At 32.9% G+C, this 20,314-nt stretch carries 25 protein-coding genes and 6 pseudogenes; 18 read left to right on the top strand and 13 right to left on the bottom strand.

What is annotated here, in order from left to right:
- Nucleotides 1–60 precede the first annotated feature (60 nt).
- Nucleotides 61–147 (bottom strand): annotated as a pseudogene (locus ACFVT8_RS02495) (cupin domain-containing protein); the annotation flags it as partial.
- 104 nt (nucleotides 148–251) lie between these two features.
- Between ACFVT8_RS02495 and ACFVT8_RS02490 the strand changes: the two are divergent.
- The gene (locus ACFVT8_RS02490; RefSeq protein ID WP_387082109.1) at nucleotides 252–413 is read left to right on the top strand and encodes a hypothetical protein; all 162 of its coding nucleotides are present in this window, start codon (nucleotides 252–254) and stop codon (nucleotides 411–413) included.
- Between the two features lie 9 nt (nucleotides 414–422).
- On the opposite strand, the pseudogene ACFVT8_RS02485 reads toward ACFVT8_RS02490, so the two are convergent.
- Together ACFVT8_RS02485 and ACFVT8_RS02480 are read right to left on the bottom strand one after the other, a co-directional pair.
- A pseudogene (locus tag ACFVT8_RS02485) lies at nucleotides 423–1,030 on the bottom strand (YoaP domain-containing protein); the annotation flags it as partial.
- A 131-nt stretch (nucleotides 1,031–1,161) separates the two neighbouring features.
- Nucleotides 1,162–1,308, bottom strand: a pseudogene (locus ACFVT8_RS02480) (GNAT family N-acetyltransferase); the annotation flags it as partial.
- A gap of 456 nt (nucleotides 1,309–1,764) precedes the next feature.
- Between ACFVT8_RS02480 and ACFVT8_RS02475 the strand changes: the two are divergent.
- Entirely contained in the window at nucleotides 1,765–2,634 is an 870-nt protein-coding gene (locus ACFVT8_RS02475) for a cation diffusion facilitator family transporter (RefSeq protein WP_387082110.1), read from the top strand.
- Between the two features lie 110 nt (nucleotides 2,635–2,744).
- Nucleotides 2,745–3,180 (top strand): annotated as a pseudogene (locus tag ACFVT8_RS02470) (GNAT family N-acetyltransferase).
- A gap of 140 nt (nucleotides 3,181–3,320) precedes the next feature.
- On the opposite strand, the pseudogene ACFVT8_RS02465 reads toward ACFVT8_RS02470, so the two are convergent.
- Together ACFVT8_RS02465 and ACFVT8_RS02460 are read right to left on the bottom strand one after the other, a co-directional pair.
- Nucleotides 3,321–3,708, bottom strand: a pseudogene (locus ACFVT8_RS02465) (GNAT family N-acetyltransferase); the annotation flags it as partial.
- Nucleotides 3,709–3,865: 157 nt separating this feature from the next.
- Entirely contained in the window at nucleotides 3,866–4,084 is a 219-nt protein-coding gene (locus ACFVT8_RS02460) for a GNAT family N-acetyltransferase (RefSeq protein WP_387082111.1), read from the bottom strand.
- A gap of 235 nt (nucleotides 4,085–4,319) precedes the next feature.
- Here ACFVT8_RS02460 and ACFVT8_RS02455 point away from each other — a divergent pair, with 235 nt between their 5' ends.
- The 5 genes and pseudogenes from ACFVT8_RS02455 to ACFVT8_RS02435 form a co-directional block, all read left to right on the top strand.
- Nucleotides 4,320–5,354 (top strand): YdcF family protein, encoded by a 1,035-nt coding sequence (locus tag ACFVT8_RS02455; protein ID WP_387082112.1) that lies wholly within the window; start codon nucleotides 4,320–4,322, stop codon nucleotides 5,352–5,354.
- 350 nt (nucleotides 5,355–5,704) lie between these two features.
- Nucleotides 5,705–6,226, top strand: coding sequence for a SpoIIIAH-like family protein (locus tag ACFVT8_RS02450; protein WP_387082113.1), 522 nt, complete (start codon nucleotides 5,705–5,707; stop codon nucleotides 6,224–6,226).
- Between the two features lie 305 nt (nucleotides 6,227–6,531).
- Entirely contained in the window at nucleotides 6,532–7,158 is a 627-nt protein-coding gene (locus tag ACFVT8_RS02445) for an exosporium glycoprotein BclB-related protein (protein ID WP_387082114.1), read from the top strand.
- Nucleotides 7,159–7,403: 245 nt separating this feature from the next.
- Nucleotides 7,404–7,562: a YjcZ family sporulation protein gene (locus ACFVT8_RS02440; protein WP_387082115.1), complete on the top strand. Its 159-nt coding sequence runs from the start codon at nucleotides 7,404–7,406 to the stop codon at nucleotides 7,560–7,562.
- Nucleotides 7,563–7,837: 275 nt separating this feature from the next.
- Nucleotides 7,838–7,960: pseudogene (locus ACFVT8_RS02435) on the top strand (IS3 family transposase); the annotation flags it as partial.
- A gap of 422 nt (nucleotides 7,961–8,382) precedes the next feature.
- On the opposite strand, the gene ACFVT8_RS02430 reads toward ACFVT8_RS02435, so the two are convergent.
- Nucleotides 8,383–9,150 (bottom strand): CsxC family protein, encoded by a 768-nt coding sequence (locus ACFVT8_RS02430; protein ID WP_387224215.1) that lies wholly within the window; start codon nucleotides 9,148–9,150, stop codon nucleotides 8,383–8,385.
- Nucleotides 9,151–9,492: 342 nt separating this feature from the next.
- Here ACFVT8_RS02430 and ACFVT8_RS02425 point away from each other — a divergent pair, with 342 nt between their 5' ends.
- Complete coding sequence (locus tag ACFVT8_RS02425; RefSeq protein ID WP_387082549.1) at nucleotides 9,493–9,720, top strand: hypothetical protein; 228 nt, start codon at nucleotides 9,493–9,495, stop codon at nucleotides 9,718–9,720.
- A gap of 355 nt (nucleotides 9,721–10,075) precedes the next feature.
- Here ACFVT8_RS02425 and ACFVT8_RS02420 read toward each other — a convergent pair whose 3' ends face one another.
- A complete protein-coding gene (locus ACFVT8_RS02420) occupies nucleotides 10,076–10,801 on the bottom strand; it encodes a hypothetical protein (protein WP_387082117.1) in 726 nt (241 codons plus the stop codon).
- Between the two features lie 717 nt (nucleotides 10,802–11,518).
- Between ACFVT8_RS02420 and ACFVT8_RS02415 the strand changes: the two genes are divergently transcribed.
- Nucleotides 11,519–11,755, top strand: coding sequence for a tyrosine-type recombinase/integrase (locus tag ACFVT8_RS02415; protein WP_387224228.1), 237 nt, complete (start codon nucleotides 11,519–11,521; stop codon nucleotides 11,753–11,755).
- A gap of 394 nt (nucleotides 11,756–12,149) precedes the next feature.
- Here ACFVT8_RS02415 and ACFVT8_RS02410 read toward each other — a convergent pair whose 3' ends face one another.
- Nucleotides 12,150–12,695, bottom strand: coding sequence for a nucleoside/nucleotide kinase family protein (locus ACFVT8_RS02410; RefSeq protein ID WP_387082118.1), 546 nt, complete (start codon nucleotides 12,693–12,695; stop codon nucleotides 12,150–12,152).
- A gap of 113 nt (nucleotides 12,696–12,808) precedes the next feature.
- Nucleotides 12,809–13,705, bottom strand: a complete 897-nt coding sequence (locus ACFVT8_RS02405; protein ID WP_387082119.1) for a helix-turn-helix domain-containing protein — start codon at nucleotides 13,703–13,705, stop codon at nucleotides 12,809–12,811.
- A 174-nt stretch (nucleotides 13,706–13,879) separates the two neighbouring features.
- On the opposite strand from ACFVT8_RS02405, the gene ACFVT8_RS02400 reads away from it, so the two are divergent.
- The 5 genes from ACFVT8_RS02400 (at nucleotide 13,880) to ACFVT8_RS02380 (ending at nucleotide 17,170) form a co-directional block, all read left to right on the top strand.
- On the top strand, nucleotides 13,880–14,077 hold the full coding sequence (locus ACFVT8_RS02400; protein ID WP_387082120.1) for a helix-turn-helix domain-containing protein: 198 nt from the start codon (nucleotides 13,880–13,882) through the stop codon (nucleotides 14,075–14,077).
- Nucleotides 14,078–14,371: 294 nt separating this feature from the next.
- Entirely contained in the window at nucleotides 14,372–15,028 is a 657-nt protein-coding gene (locus ACFVT8_RS02395; protein ID WP_387082121.1) for a hypothetical protein, read from the top strand.
- A 129-nt stretch (nucleotides 15,029–15,157) separates the two neighbouring features.
- Entirely contained in the window at nucleotides 15,158–15,364 is a 207-nt protein-coding gene (locus ACFVT8_RS02390; RefSeq protein WP_387082122.1) for an SHOCT domain-containing protein, read from the top strand.
- A 132-nt stretch (nucleotides 15,365–15,496) separates the two neighbouring features.
- Nucleotides 15,497–16,534: an Ig-like domain-containing protein gene (locus ACFVT8_RS02385; protein WP_387082123.1), complete on the top strand. Its 1,038-nt coding sequence runs from the start codon at nucleotides 15,497–15,499 to the stop codon at nucleotides 16,532–16,534.
- A 195-nt stretch (nucleotides 16,535–16,729) separates the two neighbouring features.
- Nucleotides 16,730–17,170 (top strand): hypothetical protein, encoded by a 441-nt coding sequence (locus tag ACFVT8_RS02380; RefSeq protein ID WP_387082124.1) that lies wholly within the window; start codon nucleotides 16,730–16,732, stop codon nucleotides 17,168–17,170.
- 72 nt (nucleotides 17,171–17,242) lie between these two features.
- Here ACFVT8_RS02380 and ACFVT8_RS02375 read toward each other — a convergent pair whose 3' ends face one another.
- The 4 genes from ACFVT8_RS02375 to ACFVT8_RS02360 all read right to left on the bottom strand — a co-directional run bounded on the left by ACFVT8_RS02375 (nucleotide 17,243) and on the right by ACFVT8_RS02360 (nucleotide 18,624).
- Complete coding sequence (locus ACFVT8_RS02375; protein ID WP_387082125.1) at nucleotides 17,243–17,749, bottom strand: M15 family metallopeptidase; 507 nt, start codon at nucleotides 17,747–17,749, stop codon at nucleotides 17,243–17,245.
- A 156-nt stretch (nucleotides 17,750–17,905) separates the two neighbouring features.
- Complete coding sequence (locus ACFVT8_RS02370; protein ID WP_387082126.1) at nucleotides 17,906–18,166, bottom strand: phage holin; 261 nt, start codon at nucleotides 18,164–18,166, stop codon at nucleotides 17,906–17,908.
- Nucleotides 18,156–18,446, bottom strand: coding sequence for a hypothetical protein (locus ACFVT8_RS02365; protein WP_387082127.1), 291 nt, complete (start codon nucleotides 18,444–18,446; stop codon nucleotides 18,156–18,158). Before ACFVT8_RS02365 ends, ACFVT8_RS02370 begins: the two co-directional genes overlap by 11 nt.
- Before the next feature lie 37 nt (nucleotides 18,447–18,483).
- Nucleotides 18,484–18,624: a hypothetical protein gene (locus tag ACFVT8_RS02360; protein WP_387082128.1), complete on the bottom strand. Its 141-nt coding sequence runs from the start codon at nucleotides 18,622–18,624 to the stop codon at nucleotides 18,484–18,486.
- A 70-nt stretch (nucleotides 18,625–18,694) separates the two neighbouring features.
- Here ACFVT8_RS02360 and ACFVT8_RS02355 point away from each other — a divergent pair, with 70 nt between their 5' ends.
- From ACFVT8_RS02355 to ACFVT8_RS02345, 3 genes are all read left to right on the top strand, one after another.
- Nucleotides 18,695–18,979 (top strand): ImmA/IrrE family metallo-endopeptidase, encoded by a 285-nt coding sequence (locus ACFVT8_RS02355; protein ID WP_387224213.1) that lies wholly within the window; start codon nucleotides 18,695–18,697, stop codon nucleotides 18,977–18,979.
- A 79-nt stretch (nucleotides 18,980–19,058) separates the two neighbouring features.
- Complete coding sequence (locus tag ACFVT8_RS02350) at nucleotides 19,059–19,691, top strand: tyrosine-type recombinase/integrase (RefSeq protein ID WP_387082130.1); 633 nt, start codon at nucleotides 19,059–19,061, stop codon at nucleotides 19,689–19,691.
- On the top strand, nucleotides 19,682–20,224 hold the full coding sequence (locus ACFVT8_RS02345; protein ID WP_387082131.1) for a site-specific integrase: 543 nt from the start codon (nucleotides 19,682–19,684) through the stop codon (nucleotides 20,222–20,224). Before ACFVT8_RS02350 ends, ACFVT8_RS02345 begins: the two co-directional genes overlap by 10 nt.
- The last annotated feature ends 90 nt before the right edge of the window (nucleotides 20,225–20,314 follow it).

Here is a 20,314-nt window from a genome sequence, read left to right as displayed (position 1 = left end):
TGTAACGACTCATTAAGAGAGACTTTAAGTGGCTTTTCTTCGTCCCCAGTGATTAGTTCTACTGAGATCATCATTCTTCACTAGGTGCCAGCCATTACATTGTTCTCCCCATATATAATGTTCTGTATACTGTTTGCTAATTTTCAAAACTGATATCCCCTTCCTTTTATCTTGATTGTATGGATATTTACCTAATATTTCTATAAAATATAAATAAGTATATTACTATCACGCAGTAAGGAGTGGGATCGTTGAATATCAAAAAACAATTGCTAGGCACTGCTCTCGGCTATATGCTGGCATTATTAATTGCATACATCTTTTTCGATTATTTTTCATGGTCGTTTACTCTAGGTTCTATTATAGGTATTTGTTTATTTGCTGTAATTTTAATGTTCATGAAAAGAAGATAATTTCCCTTCTCATAATGTATTTAGTAATTTTTCGAACTTGTTTGCACTCAATATTTCATGTGTCATAAAATGACCATTGTAAAACAGTCCAAAGGTTGTCCATATGATAGGCGCATTCTGTGCTTCATCTTTCGTCATTAATTGGAATGAATGAAAAGGAATGCCCTTTTTTTCTGCTATATTTTTTAAATCATCTATAACACCTATGGCAAACGGACATTGGGCAGTGAAGTATATTACAATACCACTGTTATTAGATATAGGATTCTTCACCTGTAGTTTAAAGGAAGGATCATTGGCACAATCGTTAAATTTATAGACGGCTAGCTGAAAATAAGGTGCCGCTTGATCTACAATTTCAAATCCCAAATGTTCAAAAAAACGCTTATCACTTAGAAATGGAAGCTTTTTCTCCCCTACTATATGTACGATGCCATCCATCCCTTGCGCTAATGCATCTTCCTTACACTTTTCAAACAATTGTCTAGCATGGTTTTGATTTTTGTATTTACCTGAAACCCACAGGCAATTTATATACATAAAATTCGGTGCTTCGATAGGAACCCAAGCTTGATTAGCCGGTAAATATTCAATAAACACTTTTGCCCGATCATATCAATTATGCCTCGGCATACTTGCGTCTGGAATCGGCTTTGCGCTCGCACAAAGAACTCCTTGCCGATTCCGTGACATCCACCGGAGGCTTTAACTTCTTTCAGTGGGTGTTTGGACACCCGCTGAAAAAAGTTAAACGATAAAAAACTAGCCCCTCATCCATACGGTTTATCAACCATTCTTTCTTTCCCTTTACCGCTTCCTCGTATTGCTTCGAACCGAGAGCGCAACATAAATGCTCCTGTTCAATATTGTTTCTAGTAATTTGAATATAATCCACTTTACTATCCTCCTCTTTACTAACCCAATTTGTTACCACTATTCTATTATATCTAAGGTAGAAAATGGGTAGCAATTCCTTCCCTTTTTCATTATCCATTATTTGGATTTCATAACAAAAAAGCGAACAATTAAAATATCTAAATTGAAATTTAATCCTTGGAATTAAATTTTCCACTTTAATTTCGTAAGTAAACCTTATCGCATCTACACATAATATAGTCATTATTCTTCTCTAACTTTATTAGCATACGATTTTAACCCAAACACCTTAGCTAGTGTACACATTGTATTTTGGTTGTTTGATTTTTATTAAAAAAGATGGTTATGCATTTTTCCTTTATACAACTTTTTTTCACACTAGTTATTTAATCGGAGTTAGGAAAAAACGTTGCTATAGACCCACTCAAAGTTTACTTGGTATCATAGGTCTATATTGATCAGGAGGTGATTTCAGGTGAATTCATCAAAAATTGCATTTTTATCAGTTTTGAGTAATTCTACTGTTGTCATATTAAAACTTATCGTTGGATTGTTCACTGGATCAGTTGCAATTATATCGGAGGCAATCCATTCTCTTCTAGACTTACTCGCCTCTTGTATTGCCTTTATCTCTGTACGAATTTCCAGTAAACCAGCCGATAAAGAACACCCCTACGGACATGGAAAGGTTGAAAATATTTCAGGGACAATTGAAACACTTTTAATTTTTGTTGCTGGGATTTGGATTATTTATGAATGTATTCATAAAATAATCAATCCCACACCAATCAAACTCCCAGTTTTAGGAATACTGGTCATGTTATTTGGTGCCTTGATTAATTTTTTTGTATCAAGAATTGTTTATAGAACTGCAAAGAATACTAACTCTGTTGCCATGAAATCAAATGCACTGCATCTACTTACAGATGTCTATACATCATTGGGTGTTGCATTGAGTTTATTGATTGTTCATTTAACTGGTTGGTACATTTTAGACCCGATCATCGGAATAATATTAGCATGTTATATTATGATTGAGGCTTTCAAACTGATGAAAGAAACATTTCCTCCATTAATGGATGCACGATTATCAAAGGAAGAGGAAGAACAAATTATTCGAATTATTGAATCATTTAAAGATGAATACATCGAGTATCACGATTTTCGAACTAGACGCTCTGGGGCGGAAGAATACATCGATTTCCATTTAGTCGTAGCATCAAATGAAAGCATTGAAACAGTTCATAATTTATGTGACCGTATTGAAGAAAAGATTAATACCCTCTTTCATCAAGCCAATATTCTTATTCACTTAGAACCAGAGAATGAGAAAATAAATGAATGATTTGCAAAATGCCCAGGTCTTTATTTTTTAAAGTACCTGGGCATTTATAAAAAAATAAGCTTAAATTAAAAAAACGAAATTTCCCATTATAAAAAAAGGAGGAAAAATATATGCAATATAAAATCTCACAAGAGCAAAATGAACGTAACAAATCTTTAATTAATAATAAGCTTTACGAATACAATTTAAAACATTTTCCAAAGGATTTAAGAGGTCGATATCAAGAAATCAACCTGTTCCTTACAGATGAAAATGATCAAATTCGTGGTGGCATATTGGGGGAAATTTGTTGGAATTTGTTGGAATTGGTTAGAGATACATACACTTATGATCGATGAGGATATTCGTGGATTAGGCCATGGATCTAAATTGTTATTAGAAATCGAACAAATTGCTTTAAATAACAAATGTGACTTCATAAAGGTCGATACTTTAAGTTTTCAGGCTTTAAATTTTTATCAAAATCACGGATATCAAATCTACGGTACATTGGACAATGTCGGAAGGGATCATCAGCACTACTATTTAAAAAAGAATCTTTCATAGGGCTACCAAGTTTTCTTCTAACATTGTAAATGAATAACAGTTAGGAACTTCCATTTAAAAAAAGTTGTAATTGTAATCACTTAATCCTTATTATGTCTTACAATTACAACTAATTTATGTACTAAATATTCGATCACAAATTAGATTTCTAAAAATACTGAATATATATGATGAATTTTATTAAAAATAAACGATTCCTTCTCCTTCGTAAAACCATTTTTTTCTGCCACTCGAATTGATGGTTCATTTTTAGGATCAATAATACTTATTAATTTTTCTTGTCCTAACTGTAAAAATCCATACTCCACACAACCTTTAGCCGCTTCAGTTGCATATCCTTTAGACCAATATTTTTTATGAATATGGTAGCCCACTTCAACTTCGGTTTCTCCATCAACTATTTGTTTAACGAGGCCACAATCTCCAATTAATTCATTCGATTCTTTTAAACATACACTCCATAAACCAAAACCATCTTCTCGATATCTTTGTTTATTTTTTTTCGATCCAATTTTTAGTTTGTTCTAAAATCAATTATGCCTTGGCATAATTGCGTCCGGAATCGGCTTTGTGCTTAGGCCTGCACGATGCAGGTCAGTTAGGCGTTATCGCATGGATGCGATGAACTTAGGCTAACATCCTATATTGAACTCCTTTCCGATTTCGTGACATCCGCCGGAGGGCTTTAACTTCTTTCAGCGGATGTTTGTACACCGACTGAAAAGTAACTTAAACCCGTTTTCATCTCACCACCCATAGAGGTAGGAGACTTCTGCTGAAAGAAGTTAAATGGTGACGGATAATATTTCATTGTTTCAGCATCTGAAAAAATTGAATAAAGGACAGAAATATCATCAACATTTAATTCTCGTAATTCTAACCTTTCTGTTTCCATAATTATCAATTTAGTTACCCCCTTGAATATGTGAATTGTTTTTCCTTATTTTAAGTTTAGAACAATTCGCTCCAGACTTGAAAAAAAATATAAATTTCTTCTAATTTGAATGTACAAATAACAATATTTCTTAAGGTTTATGTAAGGATTACGTAAAAAGGATGTAATTTCAAAAATCTATGCTAATATATAGTAGTTTAAATATAAAATGATCAATAATATATTGGCGAGGTGTAGGGTTTTTATGTATTTTGGGATTATTCCGCTTATCCTATTTGTTATTTTTCTGTATTCTTACTTGAAAGATCCCAGAAAGATAGTAAATGGCTTTTTATTTAATATTTTCTTCTGTTCATTTCTTTTATTTTGTACAATTGTTTCTTTAGCATCTGAAAACAATTCTATAAAGCTTTTAGTAATTATTCCTTTAATAGCACTTTTCTTTATTATACCTTTTGGAATTGTAGCTTTAATGTTCGGCCTATTTCTTAATGCAAGAATTTTAATGCAAAGAGAAGGCAGACGCTTAGCAAATTCCTTAACTTTAATTGTAGCAATTATTATTTTATTATTTTTTGCCATGCCTATTATTAGTCCATCCAGTTTGTTATCAAATATATTTCAACCTATGTTTGGCGGAATATCGCTTATAATGTTTTATTTCTTGATTCATTTATCAAACTTTCTATCTGCATATTTCCTCTATCAGTTTAATAAACCAAAGTATAACCAAGATTTTATCGTCGTACTAGGCAGCGGTTTAATTAACGATAAAGTACCACCACTTCTTGCAAGTAGAATTAATAAAGCTATTGATTTTTATCATAAACAAGCAATGGTTACCACACCACCAACAATTATTTTCTCTGGAGGACAAGGTCCCGATGAAAATCTGTCTGAAGCGGAAGCGATGCAAAAATACGCTATTGAAAAAGGTATTCCTTTTGAGCATACTATGCAAGAAAATCGCTCTGTAAACACCTATCAAAATATGTTATTTTCGAAACAGGTTATGGATACGTTAAAACCAGATGGTAAATACAACAGCATATTTACCACAAATAATTTCCATCTTTTCCGAGCTGGTTTATACGCTAGACAAGCTGGCCTGAATAGCCAAGGTATCGGCTCAAAAACAGCCTTTTATTATTGGCCCAACGCAATGATTCGTGAATATGTTGCAATTGTTGTAATGGGACGGAAAAGACATATGAAAGTTGTTGGGATAATTCTCGGAATTTCTCTACTCTTTTCTTTATTTGCCTTATTATTCATATAGATCCACCATGCCTCGGCATAATTGCGTCCGGAACGAAAAAAATAATCAACAAAAGGGTACTGAATCAATTCTAGTACCCTTTTATTAGTTTTTTACAATAAATAATATTCCCCTGTAGCCACAAACGGGACATGTAACAATACTTTCTTACATAACACCTATTTTAAATGCGAAGACAAAATATAATTTCCATAATATACAGCGGCTAGGACAAATCGGACAGACAAAATGAGTTGTTTTCGTTTAACTGGCAGCATATTTATAAATAAATTTCGCATAAAACAGACATTAAAAAGATGCTTAGTGGTAGTGGTGGTATTTAACCAAATTTATTGATGGAGGGACAGTGAATGCACCTAAAAAGAAAATCGTCTTGGTTACTTGCATTATTAACTCTAATAGCGGTTATTTCAGTGTTGTATTTGATGGAATCACCAAAACAACCAAAAGAGAATATCACCTTGTCTGTAGATGCAGATCAAAAAGCTGCAATACAGACTGTTACGAAGGAAGAATCTTTTTCTAGCCCTTTTGAAGAAACACGCCTACAAGTTAGTAATGAAAGAAATCAACTTCGCCAAAAGTTAACGCAAAAAATAACGTCAGATGAATATTTTGTTGACGAACAAAATACAGCGTCTATTGAAATCGATACTCTCAATAAGGAAGAATCTACAGAGGCAATACTGGAGACGCAAATTAAATCATTAGGCTTTCCCGATGCTTTAGTACGAATAGAAGGAGATAACATTTCCGTAACTGTGGTGGCAAATAAACTATCAAAATCTCGAGCAAATAAAATTATTTATCTGGTAAAAAAAGAATGCGAGGATGCAAATGTGCAAGTAAAATTCGGGGATAATAATTATTGAGAAAAAAGGGTCTTCATTTTATTTACAAAAAACAGCCTCACGGAGTGTTTTTAGTGGAAATACCCATTTCTAAGACGCTGCAGCTCCCACTCCACTCTTAATGTTAAAGTAGTAATAGCAGAAAAAGTAGATGTTTTAACTATTTCTATAAACAGGGAATATAACTAAGAGGCATCTTCTTGTTCATTTGGTTCGGTATAAACGGCCTACCGAAAGAGATACTTTACAAGAATATTATTATCAAGTTAATAGCCTTTCTCACTTACTTTCTCGGACATATCATAGCGATGAAAGGAGAAAAATTTATGTGCATTAATAAAGATAATTGTAATTGTTTATCAACGAAAAAAGAATGTGATAACGTTGGACCATTTGTGGCTAAAGATATAAATTGTATAACTTCAGGAATCGAGAACAATGATGAAAGTAACGGCGGTTCAATAATTCCTTTTTCCTCTGGAAATACACAAACTGTAGTTGAAAATATACTCGGCAATAATCTAGCTAGTCTTATAGGGTTTGGTACCGCTATAGACCTTGTACCTATTGCAAATAATACAATTAATTTAACTGGGCTTTTAACTGAATCCTTCACCGTCCCGCGTGAAGGCAATATTACTGCTATTTCAGCTTCATTTACTACATTAGGGGGACAGATTGAATCAGGATCTGTAACAATCCGTGCTCAAATTTTTCATGCACCTATAGGTAGTAATATTTTTACTGGTACAAGTGCCAGCGTTGATTTAGCTCCTACTGTTACAGAGCCTATACCTGTAGGTCTTTTAGTATTTGCATCGGCTAATATCACTCCAGTGCCAGTGGCTCCAGGTGACCAATTATTAATGGTATTTTATATTTCATCGTTACCAGGAGAAACTACAGTTGACCTTATTCTTGGTACTGCAAGTGCAGGAATTAATATTGTTTAAGTGGCAGTACTACTGTAGTTGGAATTTTTACAAATGAATATACTATATCCACTTCTATATTAGCAGCTTGGGTCCTTCGATTTCAGATAATATAGACAAGAAATTTAACTTCTTTCAGCTAAAAATAAGCTACAGTTTTTATTTTAAATATTTTTGATTAATAAATGCCTATTTTTCAATGGATGAATACCCCACTCCTTCTCTACAGCCTACATATTATATATTGTAGAAAGGAGGGTTTTTTTATGGGATACTATGGAAACGTAGGTAATTATAATAATTATTCCTGTGGCTGTTATGGTGGCTATAGCCGTGGCTACGGTTCAACATTTGCGCTGATTGTTGTTCTATTCATTCTTCTAATAATTATTGGCGCTACTTTCATAAATAATGAAAACTGTTAGCATATCAATACAAAACTATCAGTCTTGCTCACCTCTTTAAAGGGTCGCTTCCTGCCTAGTGACCCTTTAATCGTTTCTTTCCTCAAATTTTGCAAATACTTTTTATCATCTATTGCTCGATGTTTACATGACCATTGCTGGCGTTTGATCTCAAAAAACATATGGTTGGAATATTGATAGGGAAAAATAAGAACACCCTTTGCGGAGTGGTCTTTTTTGGTATATTAACCTATCGCACTAATTACTCATAAGAAGGGGCTTTTCTTCTGTAAATGGTTAAACAGTTTGAGCAAGAACTAATTGATTACAACGAGTATTACAATCACAAACTAATAAAGGCAAAATTAAAATATCTGAGCCTAGTGGAATACCGAACTCAGATATTAGAAGCTGTCTAACTAAATATGTCTAACATTCTTGGGCCAGATCACACACTGGAGTGGTATGTATTATATCACTGTCAATGTAAACATTCTTATTAACATCTATGTAAGGCTTTTAAATCGATTGTTCTAATAATTGATGAATAAATCTTTTTATTGTGCGTTCTGTAGATTTAATTTGTTCAATATATTTTTCGGAAACTGTTGAAAAATGCCCTCTTGCTCCCCTCTAGCCTCCCCTTAATTACACACCGTCTAATACATCTTGGTTTTTAATTGCAAAAAGGCAGTTGAAAATCTGATTAAGCTGAACTTTCAACTGCCAACTCAAATATTTGATTTTTATTAGTACCTATTAAATATTATTTTTTTCGATTAAATTTTGTTGCAGTGAACTGCGTTTTTTATTTGTTCTGCTCTTCTAAAAATTAGAATTATCATGGAGGAGTAAGCCCTGTAAGAACAGGAGTTATAACATTTGTGCCAACTCCAAGGCGAATTTGTTGAACTTGCAGTACTTTTACAGTAAGCTCTAGCACGATTTTTTCACGTAATGTGTCGAAAGTGCCTTCTGGTTCTACCATAACCGGTGAAAAGTCAAGTTCAAAGAAGTTTGCAGCTACTAACTCGCCAAATGGTTGTTCATTGTATTTAACTAGATTTTGGAAGAATGCTTTATCTAATCGAGCATCCATTTGCGTAGTTTCATTAAGGAAGTTCGCTTCGGCAAACTCGGAAATTCCTAAAATCGGAGTAGGTCCTCCAAGTGTTTGTGGGAAAGTAAGGTCTGTAAAACCTGAAAACGGAACATTGGCAATTCTATCTTGAAGTGCAGCGTTACATGCTGCTGTAGCATATTCTATATTTTTGCGAATAGTTCCCGCTACAAATAATTTAGCTCTTGTTACCGCAAAGAAATCAGTGGTACCAATACGTGCAAAAGCAACTGGTACTAGTTTTACTTGATTCAGGAATACATTTTTTTTCACTCTTTTGATTTCAGTTGCTGCAGGTGTAAGCGTAATATCTGCCTCCACAGCAATTTGAAGTGTTGGTTCTGCAAGTACAACTGGAACTTTAATAGTTGGAGTCACTAATGGTGTAGCGACTACTGGAGTAACCTCAGTAGTTAATGGTACTTGTTCTGTTGATGTTACTGGACAAGGTTCAACTTGATTAACTTGAACATCTAATTGATCGCTCAAAAAATTCCCTCTTTTCATTTTTTAGTATTAGAGAGCGCTCTCTATATTGCTAGAATATGTAGCGATTAATTCTATGTATAGACGTGTATACTAGTTTTTTCTGATTTTAAAAAAGGGATTTTTTAGAATGAACATCAAAATGCTAGATACTCATCATTTTTAGCACATTGTTTTAATTGTTTAGAAAAAAATAGTCAAAAGCAGAAGCAATATTATGGAGAAAGATATTCATGTACGAAAATACTGGAGCCGTATTTATACCACAAGAAATTACATTACACAGGACTTTGACCTTAAACTAGAATCGAATACGTACTACAATTATAAAGGGGTAATAATCACATCTTACCTCATCTAGGTAAATATAAAGTAAAATCTTTTACCACTCATGTCTTACAACAGTTTATTTATTTATCTTTAAATCATGCAGTGTATTCATACATATACATTAAAGAAAACCCCTATGTAGAGCTCATGAAGGATAACAATAGAAAACCTACCCGTGAAGATTTAAAAATCCAATCAAAAGAAAACTTAAGAAGTATTAATAGCGTTTTAAATGAGAGATGAAGTTTGCGGGCTTGAATGGAAACAAATAAAATTCGAGGAAATGACATTGGAAATTGAGTAGCAACTAATAGGTATCGAAGATGAAAACAAAAAAATATACTGGCAACCTAGACCTCCAAAATCAAAGGATAGTTATCGAGCATTTCCCTTTGATAATGTTCTAAGCAAAATCTTAAGATGTACTATAAAAGAAATTTTTAAAAATGCATTAAGACCACCCATCACGGAGTGGTCTTTATATATTTTATTCAGCTAAGCCCAAGACATCGATAAACATCCTATTCGCAAGTCAACCAACCATAAAAAATAGCCCCCTTATTAAATAAATAAGAAAGCTATATATAATTCTAAACTATCACTTATCAACTGGCTTTAATACATTCACCGGAACCCAAAAAAGTTGTTGGTCATTTCCTTCCAATTTATTGAGTACATTTATATAGCCATTAATTTCATCACTCCAGGAATAAACAATGCTTCCCTTTTCCACAATTTTTGTAGTTTTAGATTCTTTTAATGGATGGTATTTCCCTTCTGCATCTTTTGTTAACTCATAAGGTACACTTGTTTGTCTATATTTTGTCTCAGCGATTTTAAAATCTGTACTAAGATACCGGTCACGATATGTTCCCTCATCTCCATCACTATAATAATGGTCAACTTGTCCATTATCTAAAAAAGTAAGTTGAACTCCAAGGAAATAATATCCGTAATGATGATCACGATTAATGTTAATATAAATTGGATTGTTATAGAAAGATGAACGAATTTTTATTGGTACTTCTTTGAAAACTACCAAATCCGTTGCTTGTACCCGATATTGCCCCATCTGGTAGAATGTTTTGCCATCATATTTTTCAATATCATACGTTTTAAAGAAGTTATTTCGCTTTACTACTAAAGAATCAAACGTACCATCTGGATTTTTCTTGTATACCTTGATGTCCTTTTTAAAGGTCATTTTACCGGTTTGGTCTTTTACAACCTCTGCTCCATCATACATCACTTTTGCTTCTGATTTTGTTGGATTTACTACTGCAAATACCAATGCTGCTAGTAACACAATAAATAATTTTTTCATTATTTCCTCCTACATAGCTTTATTTTAGAAAACATAATATCTTAGTATTATTTACTATCAATCTATATTCTACCATTGACTGTATAATAATGTTGGCATGATTTACTTTAATATAATTTCACCAATCTACCATTTAAGCCAGTTTTTCAAATTGGGTCTGTCTACTATTATTAAATTGGGGAAGACCATCTCTTTCATCTAACCAATTATAGAAAGGCACTGGACGTTCTCTATGCGCTTCGTTCTCCACTTGTGATGATTCAAGTAGGCTTATTACTCGAATACTCTACAGCCTTGTTTACGCTCCCACAAATACAGCTATTTTGATATTTCTAACAAATTTCAATAGATAGAATAAAATATAAATGAGGATTCAAAAATGAACAAACTAAACAACACAGAAATTCTTAGTGCTTGATATACCATCGAGGAAATTAAAGCAGCATTCAAGGAAGTAATTGAAAATACTAAAGACTATAAAACAGATAACTAATTACAGTTGTCTGTTTTTTTGTACAAGTACAAATAAAAAAAGAACCAAGTACTCACAATGAGCACCTGGTCCTTTGCTATTTAGTTCAAAGCATGATCCATTTCGCTCAGCCAGTTCTTCCCCCATAAACGACAAATGTTGTTTCATTTTTTTCTCCAAATATTATTTCTGAATACTTCGAATAATTTAAAAAAGGAAATAGAGAGCATTACTCTCCTGCTGTTATAAAATATCAAACAATAGAGTTAATTAAAAATAAATTAGGTATCAATTTCAACTACCATTCATTACGACATACACATGCAACAATTTTGATTAAAAGTGGACAACCTATAAAAACTGTCCAAAAAAAATTAGGACACAGCAGATCAGCAACTACTGAAGACTGCTATGTCCATTTAACTCAAAAGATGACAAGAGATGCTGCCGATATTTTTGATTCCACCGCAAAAGATTTATAATTGCTGGCACAATTTTAAAGCGCGGTGGCAAATCGGTGGCAATCTCCACCATACTACACACAATTCAAATTCTTATAAACGTTTTTATATCAACGTTACTTCGAATCATCCATCTTCAGAACAGCCATGAATGCTTCTTATAGAAATGCTGTATTCAAGCTTATCTATTTATATTTCTATATAGCCGACAATCCTTTGATATATAAGGGTTTGTCGGTAGTTTTTTATTTTATTTTATTCATGGATATTTTGCTTTTATCGAGCTTTATTTTCTGTGAATGGTGGGGAAATGATGGGAAAAAAATTAGGACCACCCATCACGGAGTGGTCTTTTTTGGATTATTTAACTATGCACCATCTTAAGTAAAATCTTTCTAAGGAGAAAATATAACTGTTAATCAATATGTTCTATATATTGAGAAATAATATTTACAATTTCGGATACAAGTAAAGTTCCATCGACCATGAGGTCAGAATTTGGTTTTATTTTTTCTAACATTTCTAGATAGCCGCGCCTTCCTTGTGAAATATAACTCTCCATATCCATTAAAATATTTTCTACAGAATTATTCTTAAAATCTCTAGATACTCGACGTGCCATTGCAATATCCAAAGGAGTATCAATAAACACAGCAAAATCTATGAATTTACTCGTTTCAAAGTGTTTATAGGCAAACGGAAAGTCCAGCACTATGTAATCTAAAGGTTCAGTTAGTAACGCTTCTATATCTCTAATGAGAGGAGCCAAGTTCCACTCATCATAATTAGCTCCGTTGTCAATCCAATCTATAATGTCATCAGGACCATCAAAATCATATTCATCAAAAAATAGGATTTTAGAATTTTGTAATCTTTCGTTTAGATGAGTCGATATAGTCGTTTTTCCTCCACCAGAAACCGCAGCTATAGCAATAACTAGTGGTTGCTTTCCTTTTCTCATAAAATCCCCCCACTTTTATATTTCTATTCTCTAAACCCTTTTGTCCAACTAAACTACGTCTATAGCTTTATAATACCTTATGCCACATTCGTTTGGATAACTATTTCTCATATCTACCATTCTACCCAGTTCTCTAAATTATATGGTCTACTACTCATTGATTGTGGATGGCTATCACGTTCATTTAACCAGTTATAAAAAGGCACAGGACGTTCTTTAGATTGAGTTTCTTCTATAGATAGCGATTTATTCGTCTTACTACTTAATCGCTCTACAGCTTTACTATATGCCCCTACAAATACGACTCTTAATGTACTAGCAACTGTCAGTATACCTTCTTTTATATCCATAGCAATTTTGAATAGTACGTTCTTAGCTTTTACAAAATCACTTATATTTTCTATTTGTGAAGCCATTACACATTTATGTAATTCATCTTTTAGGTTATCCGCTAATGGCAAGCTATTCATGAAATCAAATAGCATTACCTGGTACTCATTCATGTACTCTTTTTTCTTTTCAGCTTGCAAAGCTAATTCATTTCCAAGACTCATAATATTATTTGCTTGTTTAGAACTTAAAAGATTAAAAGAGTTTAAAGATAGGTTTTCTGATTGTTGCACTTCATCCTTACTCTCACAAGGCTTTTCAGCGTTTTCACGCTCGGACATTACCGCTGGAACATTGTAAGGAAAAATGATATAAATGCTTGCTCCTTGTCCACCTTTGCTTTTTACTGTCGTTTCTTTCTTAATGATTCCTAGCGATTCTAATTTTAAAATAGCGCGGTAAACTGTCTTTGTGCTGATCTCCAATGATGCAGCAATTGTTGAAGCTTTTAAGTGGCAAGTACCTGGATATGCTAATGAACGACTAGCTAAAGCAAAAATGATAGCACGCTCTGATTCTGTTAAATCATAATAGTGTGATGCAATGTGGTCCTCCACACTCTTATCCATATCTGTTACTGAGTTAAATGTTGTGTATTGTGCTAGGTATTCGAATGCCATTTGTTTTTCACCTCTTTATATACCAATATTCGTATATACGATTATTTAGATAAATCATATTATACGCATATTCGTATAGTCAATACCTTTACAAAAATTTTATTCGACATTGCGTATAAACGTATATTCTGATATATTTTGAATATGATAATAATTAGCGGAGGGTGGTTTACTGTGCGGATCAAACTAAAAGAAGTAATGGAAGAACGAGGACTTACACAATTGAAATTGGCTGAAATGACAGGAATTCGCCAAGCAGCTATTAGTGAAATAGTAAATAATCGCAGAGACACAATTAACAAGGCGCATCTAGAAACCATTTGTAAGACATTAGAAATTACAAGCTTTGACGATATATTGGATTGGGACTAACAGATAACTAAATAAGGTTGTCTGTTTTTTATATGTACTTTTGTTATCAAGTTTCCTAAAATGGAAATATAGAGGGAGGATTTTTAAATGAAAAAATTATTTTATGTTGGAGCATTATCAACACTATTACTTGCTGCATGTGGAGATGAAAAACACTGTAGAAAGTGAAGCTGTAAAATCAAATGAAAATCAAATGAATAAAGCTCTTAAAGAAATACAATAAATGATTAAATCACAATTGTGAGATAGTATTTGAATAGCATTATTTGAAGGAGCTATTTTAGGAGTTAAAAAATGTATATTTTTAATATAAAAATTAAGTGGAGTAACTTTCAAATAATTTTCACTACTCTTGTTTTAACAATGTTAGTTTCCTTCATAAAGGTGCAAATTGATGTAGAAATTGGTAAGGGAAGTAATAATTTAGGCGGGTTCTGTGGAAATTCAGTTGCTCAAGTAAGTTGTATGTACTTTTCAGGTTTATTAAATGTTCTTTCAATAGCTTTTGCCGCTATATTTGGTAGTGTAGCTTCATTAAGTTATTTACAAAGTAAGCCAAGCAATTATATACAAAAACAATTTAATAAAATAGAAAAAAGCCATACAAACATATACGATTCATCTTATAAATTTGAATTATTAATATTAGGAATTACTGCTTCTCAATCTTTGGAAAATGTTGAATTTCAGAAAGCTACTTTAATTAATGATATAGATAAACATATCAGGTTATTAGGAGATTTGGAAAATAGTACAAAAATGTCTATTAGTTTACTTGCAAAAGACAGTAGAGAATTTTGGTATAAACATCTATTAATAGTATCAAAATGTAGTGATTATGTTAAATTTAGTGAAGAACTAAATAATAGAGACTTTTATAAAGAACAAATCAGATTGGAAAAACACTTCTTTGAGAGCATTTTAAAAGCCTACAAATCCACTAAAAATTAACATTAAACATAGTCTATTTTATAAGAGGGTAAATAAAAAAAAGCTTTAACTGTTTTTAATATATATAATTGTAAATTACATTACTCTGTAAGGAGTGCATCTACTGGAAATGTAGCTATCATTGACGATGTGCCAGCGCATATTGCGCTTGAAATTAAATCAGGTATTGAGAACTTAAAGACAATGGCCAAAACTGCATCTGCACCTGCAGCTAAACAGGAAAAGGACATGTACGATGTTGCCGATGAAATTCGTGAATTGAAGGAACTATTAGAGGATGAATTAATCACTCAGGAAGAATTTGACGCGAAGAAAAAGCAATTATTAGGAATTTAGTCACTCATTAGAGTGGCTATTTTATTATTAAATAAACAAGATTTTTATTATGGTATATAAGTATCATATTGGTTAAAGTTGTTTTTATAGGCTATTTATAATAGCCTTGTTAATTTAAAGGAGGATACATAAGTGGTAAATTTTTTTAAGAAAAGTTTGATTTATTTAGCGTTAATGCTGCTAGTACTAGTTAGCTTTAATGTTGAAAGTGCATCGGCAGCAGAAGTAATTGATTATGAAGAAGGAGTAACTAATTTAAATAATACGCCTGAAAATAGTGCAATAATTGGAAGTAGGCTTTTACAACCTGAAATTGGTTGGAAAAGATACGATGATAGTAACTTAAACATACAATATCTAGGAACTGCTTGGACAGTCAGAGAAAATCACCCTAGTTTCTATGCTAGGACTGACCACTTTGCAGGAATTGGAGCTATAGTAAAATTCAATTTTACAGGAACTAAGCTAAGAATTAATTCAGTAAATTCAGCTCAAATGTCAGACAATATTGAGATTTATATTGATGGTGTAAAAGAAACATATAGTTCATATTCAGCTACTGCTGTTTATCAGATTGTTAATTATGAAAAAACTGGATTGAAAGATAGAAAACATTATGTTGAAATAAGAAATCTAGGAAAAGGACTATTAGGAATAGATTCAATTGATGTTGATGGAAAATTATTAGCTGAAAACGAAGTCCCTAATGTCGAATCCATCACATTGGACAGAAACACACTAGAACTTTTAGAAGGCAGCCAAGATAAATTAACGGCTACAGTTACTCCAGATGCAGCAAAAGTAATTTGGTCATCTAGTGACGAATCAATTGCTACTGTAGATCAGGATGGAAATATAATAGCTATTCGTGAAGGTCAAGCAATTATTACAGCAACAATAGAAAACACAGATATTTCAGCTACAAGTACAGTGATTGTTAAGAAACCAAACAATGAATTTTCAAATGCAATTCTAAGTATCACATTAGTAAACGGCATAACAAAAGAATATGATGTTACAAATACAGTTTTAACCAATTACTTAAATTGGTTTGACAATGCACAAGGTACTTCGACATTCAAATTTTCAAAAACCATTTCACCTTATAAAAAAGTAACGGAATATATTGTTCATGATAAAATTGCTTCATTTGAAGTAAGAGAATATTAAACGAAAAATGCCAGGCACTCATGTGAGCGCCTGGTCTTTATTTTGGAGGCTTAATAACAATTTTTCCACCTGCGTTTTCAGTGCTTGATTAGCATATCTAACCATTCACATTAACCTAATAATTGGTTGAAAATACATAAATATATATGTTATCATAAAATTGTAATATATTTATAATATTAGGAGGTTTTTATTTTGAAGAAAAAATTATTACTTGTACCTGTTATCTCTTTAGGACTTTTTGGTGGATTAAATGGTAGTGTATCAGCTGCTGAAACAGAAAATTTAAATCAAGGCCAAGTTCAAACCCTTTCTACTATAAATACATACAGTAGTATTCATGATAAAGCTTATGAACTAAAGAATGGAGGTACTGGAAACTCCTACACTAACACTTATAATCCTATTAAATATTATAAATTTTATTTCGATGGTTATGATGGACTCATTGTAAATTTTGACAGTAAAGGCTCTCACAAATTAAGTGTTTTAAACGGGAACTTTATACAAATTGGAACAGACAGAGATGTTATACTAGCTAAGGATTTAACTTACGGTTGGAATTATATTGAAGTAGTAGATACAAGACCTAGTCTTGGCGCATCGTACTATGATTTAAACATAAAATGGTATTAATTTGTTAGAAAAATATTTATTAATATTTATTAGACCAAGACGGCAATTAAGCTATCTTGGTCTTACTTTCGTTTATTTATTACGTCTTTGCTGAATAGTAATATACAATCCAATTAAACGGTCCGTTGTCATTGCTCCGTTTTGTAAATCCTTCAAATGTGAAGCTTGAATAATACCGTCCTTTACTGCCTGTCCGATATAGTTTTCAGCCTCTGTTTTCATTGTTGGTGAACCAGGATTCCAATTTGTCACTTTGTTTCCCTCCTTTTTGTCTTCCACAATTAATTGAACTTGCAATTTGATGTTACTTGGTACGATTACTTGTCCTTCTAGCTTATAGCCATTCGGCATTTTCCAATTTGATTTAACTTCGAAATGAGGTCGGTCAATACTACCTACCCAATCACCGCCCCATGTAATGCCTAGCTTGCGAGCGATAACACCAATTCGATTGAGCGTTGTCACTTCATACAATGATTGTGGAGGACCAACAGCAATATCCCATGCTAAACGTGATTTATGGTTACTGTTTAATGTCCAGGTAACAATTTGCCCTGATCGTGTTTCGACCTTGCGCATATAGGTAATTCTGGCGTTCCTGTGAGCGGTATGTTTCAGTAATGAAGATGTTCTTAATGCTAGCCTTAAAACACTCTTGAAACAGTAATCTACAAGCTGTTTGCGCAGCTGGTAATAGTTCGGATAAGTCTCGACATGTAGTAGTTACGCTTGTACTCATTTTGCATCATCCTTTGGTTCGTCATAATTCATTGCTTGCTGGCTATCTGAAACACCGTTTGTTGTTGGGTCGATAATAATACCAAACAAACCTAAAATACTCAGAATCGTCTCGGAAATAGCCGTAATTTGATCATTATAAATAGTAATGTCATAACCAAAAATGCCTGCGATTTGATACGTAAGCACAAGTAATAATGCAATTAATGACACCCAAAATTGTTTGTGTCGAATACGTACTTTCCAATTAATCTTCATGCTGCACACTCTCCTCTTTGTTCTTTTGAATACCTGCTACCTTTTCTAACACAACGATTCGCACTTCATGATTATTGATGCGTTTTGCAGATTCTTTTGAGGTTTCGTCAACCTCGTTTAAATGTTGATTCAATCTTTCTATGCCATTAGTTAAACTAAGTAGCGTTTTATTCAGATTGTTTGTAATGCGCCAAATGAATAAAAGACCTGCAAGTAATGCTGATACAATCGGCAACCAATTATTAATTGTTTCTACCACTGTTTTCACCTTCATTCCCAATATAAAAGCCCTCCACAGCGTGGAAGGCTACCTGTTCTTATCTAAAGGATATTAATTTAACACATATACCTTTTTTCATTACTGCGATTTTAACCAATTGCTCATTTTTATAAATAAGCTTTACATACTTTAGTCTGTAGTAGTCAAAATCTCCTGTCACGCCTCGGTAATGTTCCATTTTCGCCACTCCTTTCGATGTTTCGGATCAAAAATTTTCAAAATTAATGATCTATACATCTAACGCGAATTTGCCGTACAATAAACAACTATTGACGTATGCTCATGAACTTGGCCACGCTATATTACACCCAGAAGAAAATACGGCGTTTTTAAAAAAGAATACATTATTTTCTACTGACAAAATTGAAATAGAAGCTAATACATTTGCTGTGGAACTATTGTTACCAGATGAATTATTTGAAGATCAAAATATTTATTGTTGTTTTACCATCTATGATGCTATAGAAGAAAATGGAGTTCCAATCGAGCTACTGTCTTTAAAACGAGTAGATGGTAAAAAAATTTTATCTTAAAAAGAACAAACATTCCCATTAAAGGTGGTGATTACTATGTGAGGATAACAGAAAAACAAAATACGAGAGGAGAAAGGGTATGAAAGGCGGAGTTCGCAAACGCGGAAACACGTGGTACTACTATTTTGATATGGGAATTGTGGATGGTAAACGTATTCGTCCAGAGTATTCAGCAACAGCTGAAGGAGCCCATACAAAAGCAGAAGCAATATTACGGAGAAAGATATTAGAGTACGAAAATGCTGGAACCGTATTTAAACCGCAAGAAATTACATTACAAGATTTTTTAAATTTTTGGATGGAGGAATATGTTGACCTTAAACTAGAGCCAAATACGTACTACAACTATGAAGGTGTGATAAAAAATCACATTTTGCCTCACCTAGGCAAATATAAAGTAAAATCTTTAACCACTCATGTATTACAACAATTTATCAATTTAAAGACACGTGAAGGCTATGCTCGTCAAACATTAAGCATAATCATCGGAATCTTAAGTAAATCTTTAAATCATGCAGTATATCCGTACAAATACATCAAAGAAAACCCTATGCATTATGTAGAGCTGATGAAAGACAAAAGCAGGAAACCTACTCGTGAAGAATTAAAAATTCAATCAAAAGAAAACTTAAGACGTATTAATAGTGTTTTAAATGAGGATCACCCTTTTTATTTACCATTTCACATCGCTTACATTGTGGATTGCGTGTAGGTGAAGTATGTGGGATTGAATGGAAACATATAAATTTCGAGGAAATGACTTTAGAAGTTGAACAACAACTAGTTGGCATCAAAGATGATAACGCAAAAATACAGTGGCAACCTAGACCTCCAAAATCAAAAGCTGGTTATCGAACTATTCCATTCGGTAATGCTCTTGTTGAAATCTTAAGACGCGCTAAAAAAAGACAACTTGAAAATCGTTTAAAGTACGGTGAGTTTTATAAACAGATTCCAGAACATGATTATGTATGTAAAAAAGAAAATGGCGAACATTGTACGCCAAGTGTCATCAAATATAATACTAGAAAAATTAGTGAAAAATTAAACATTACTTTTAACTATCATTCTTTACGTCACACACATGCAACAACATTAATAGAGAATGGCTCACCCATTAAAACTATACAAAAAAGATTGGGACATAGCAGAGCTGCCGTAACAGAAAATCGCTATGTCCACCTCACTGAGAAAATGGCCAGAGATGCTGCTAACACCTTTGATTCATTCGCTCAAGATATATAAGAATTGCTAACGTATTTTTTATGGTGGGGAATTGGTGGGGAACCCCACCGTTTAGCCCTTACTTTAATTAACTAAATACGTCACAAACCC

This window comes from Lysinibacillus sp. NPDC058147, assembly GCF_042884205.1.
In the GTDB taxonomy this organism is placed as follows: Bacteria; Bacillota; Bacilli; order Bacillales_A; family Planococcaceae; genus Lysinibacillus.
The sequence above is the reverse complement of the archived record's forward strand: the minus strand, read 5'-3'. Positions and strand labels throughout refer to the sequence as shown.

Excerpts from the sequence above, each read along its gene's own strand:
- ACFVT8_RS02375 (WP_387082125.1), bottom strand. The coding sequence starts at position 17,749 with ATGCGCAAGGTCGAAACACGATCAGGGCAAATTGTTACCTGGACATTA.
- ACFVT8_RS02445 (WP_387082114.1), top strand. The coding sequence starts at position 6,532 with ATGTGCATTAATAAAGATAATTGTAATTGTTTATCAACGAAAAAAGAA.
- ACFVT8_RS02440 (WP_387082115.1), top strand. The coding sequence starts at position 7,404 with ATGGGATACTATGGAAACGTAGGTAATTATAATAATTATTCCTGTGGC.
- ACFVT8_RS02350 (WP_387082130.1), top strand. The coding sequence starts at position 19,059 with ATGAAAGGCGGAGTTCGCAAACGCGGAAACACGTGGTACTACTATTTT.
- ACFVT8_RS02450 (WP_387082113.1), top strand. The coding sequence starts at position 5,705 with ATGCACCTAAAAAGAAAATCGTCTTGGTTACTTGCATTATTAACTCTA.
- ACFVT8_RS02455 (WP_387082112.1), top strand. The coding sequence starts at position 4,320 with ATGTATTTTGGGATTATTCCGCTTATCCTATTTGTTATTTTTCTGTAT.
- ACFVT8_RS02360 (WP_387082128.1), bottom strand. The coding sequence starts at position 18,624 with ATGGAACATTACCGAGGCGTGACAGGAGATTTTGACTACTACAGACTA.
- ACFVT8_RS02370 (WP_387082126.1), bottom strand. The coding sequence starts at position 18,166 with ATGAAGATTAATTGGAAAGTACGTATTCGACACAAACAATTTTGGGTG.
- ACFVT8_RS02405 (WP_387082119.1), bottom strand. The coding sequence starts at position 13,705 with ATGGCATTCGAATACCTAGCACAATACACAACATTTAACTCAGTAACA.
- ACFVT8_RS02410 (WP_387082118.1), bottom strand. The coding sequence starts at position 12,695 with ATGAGAAAAGGAAAGCAACCACTAGTTATTGCTATAGCTGCGGTTTCT.
- ACFVT8_RS02420 (WP_387082117.1), bottom strand. The coding sequence starts at position 10,801 with ATGAAAAAATTATTTATTGTGTTACTAGCAGCATTGGTATTTGCAGTA.
- ACFVT8_RS02395 (WP_387082121.1), top strand. The coding sequence starts at position 14,372 with ATGTATATTTTTAATATAAAAATTAAGTGGAGTAACTTTCAAATAATT.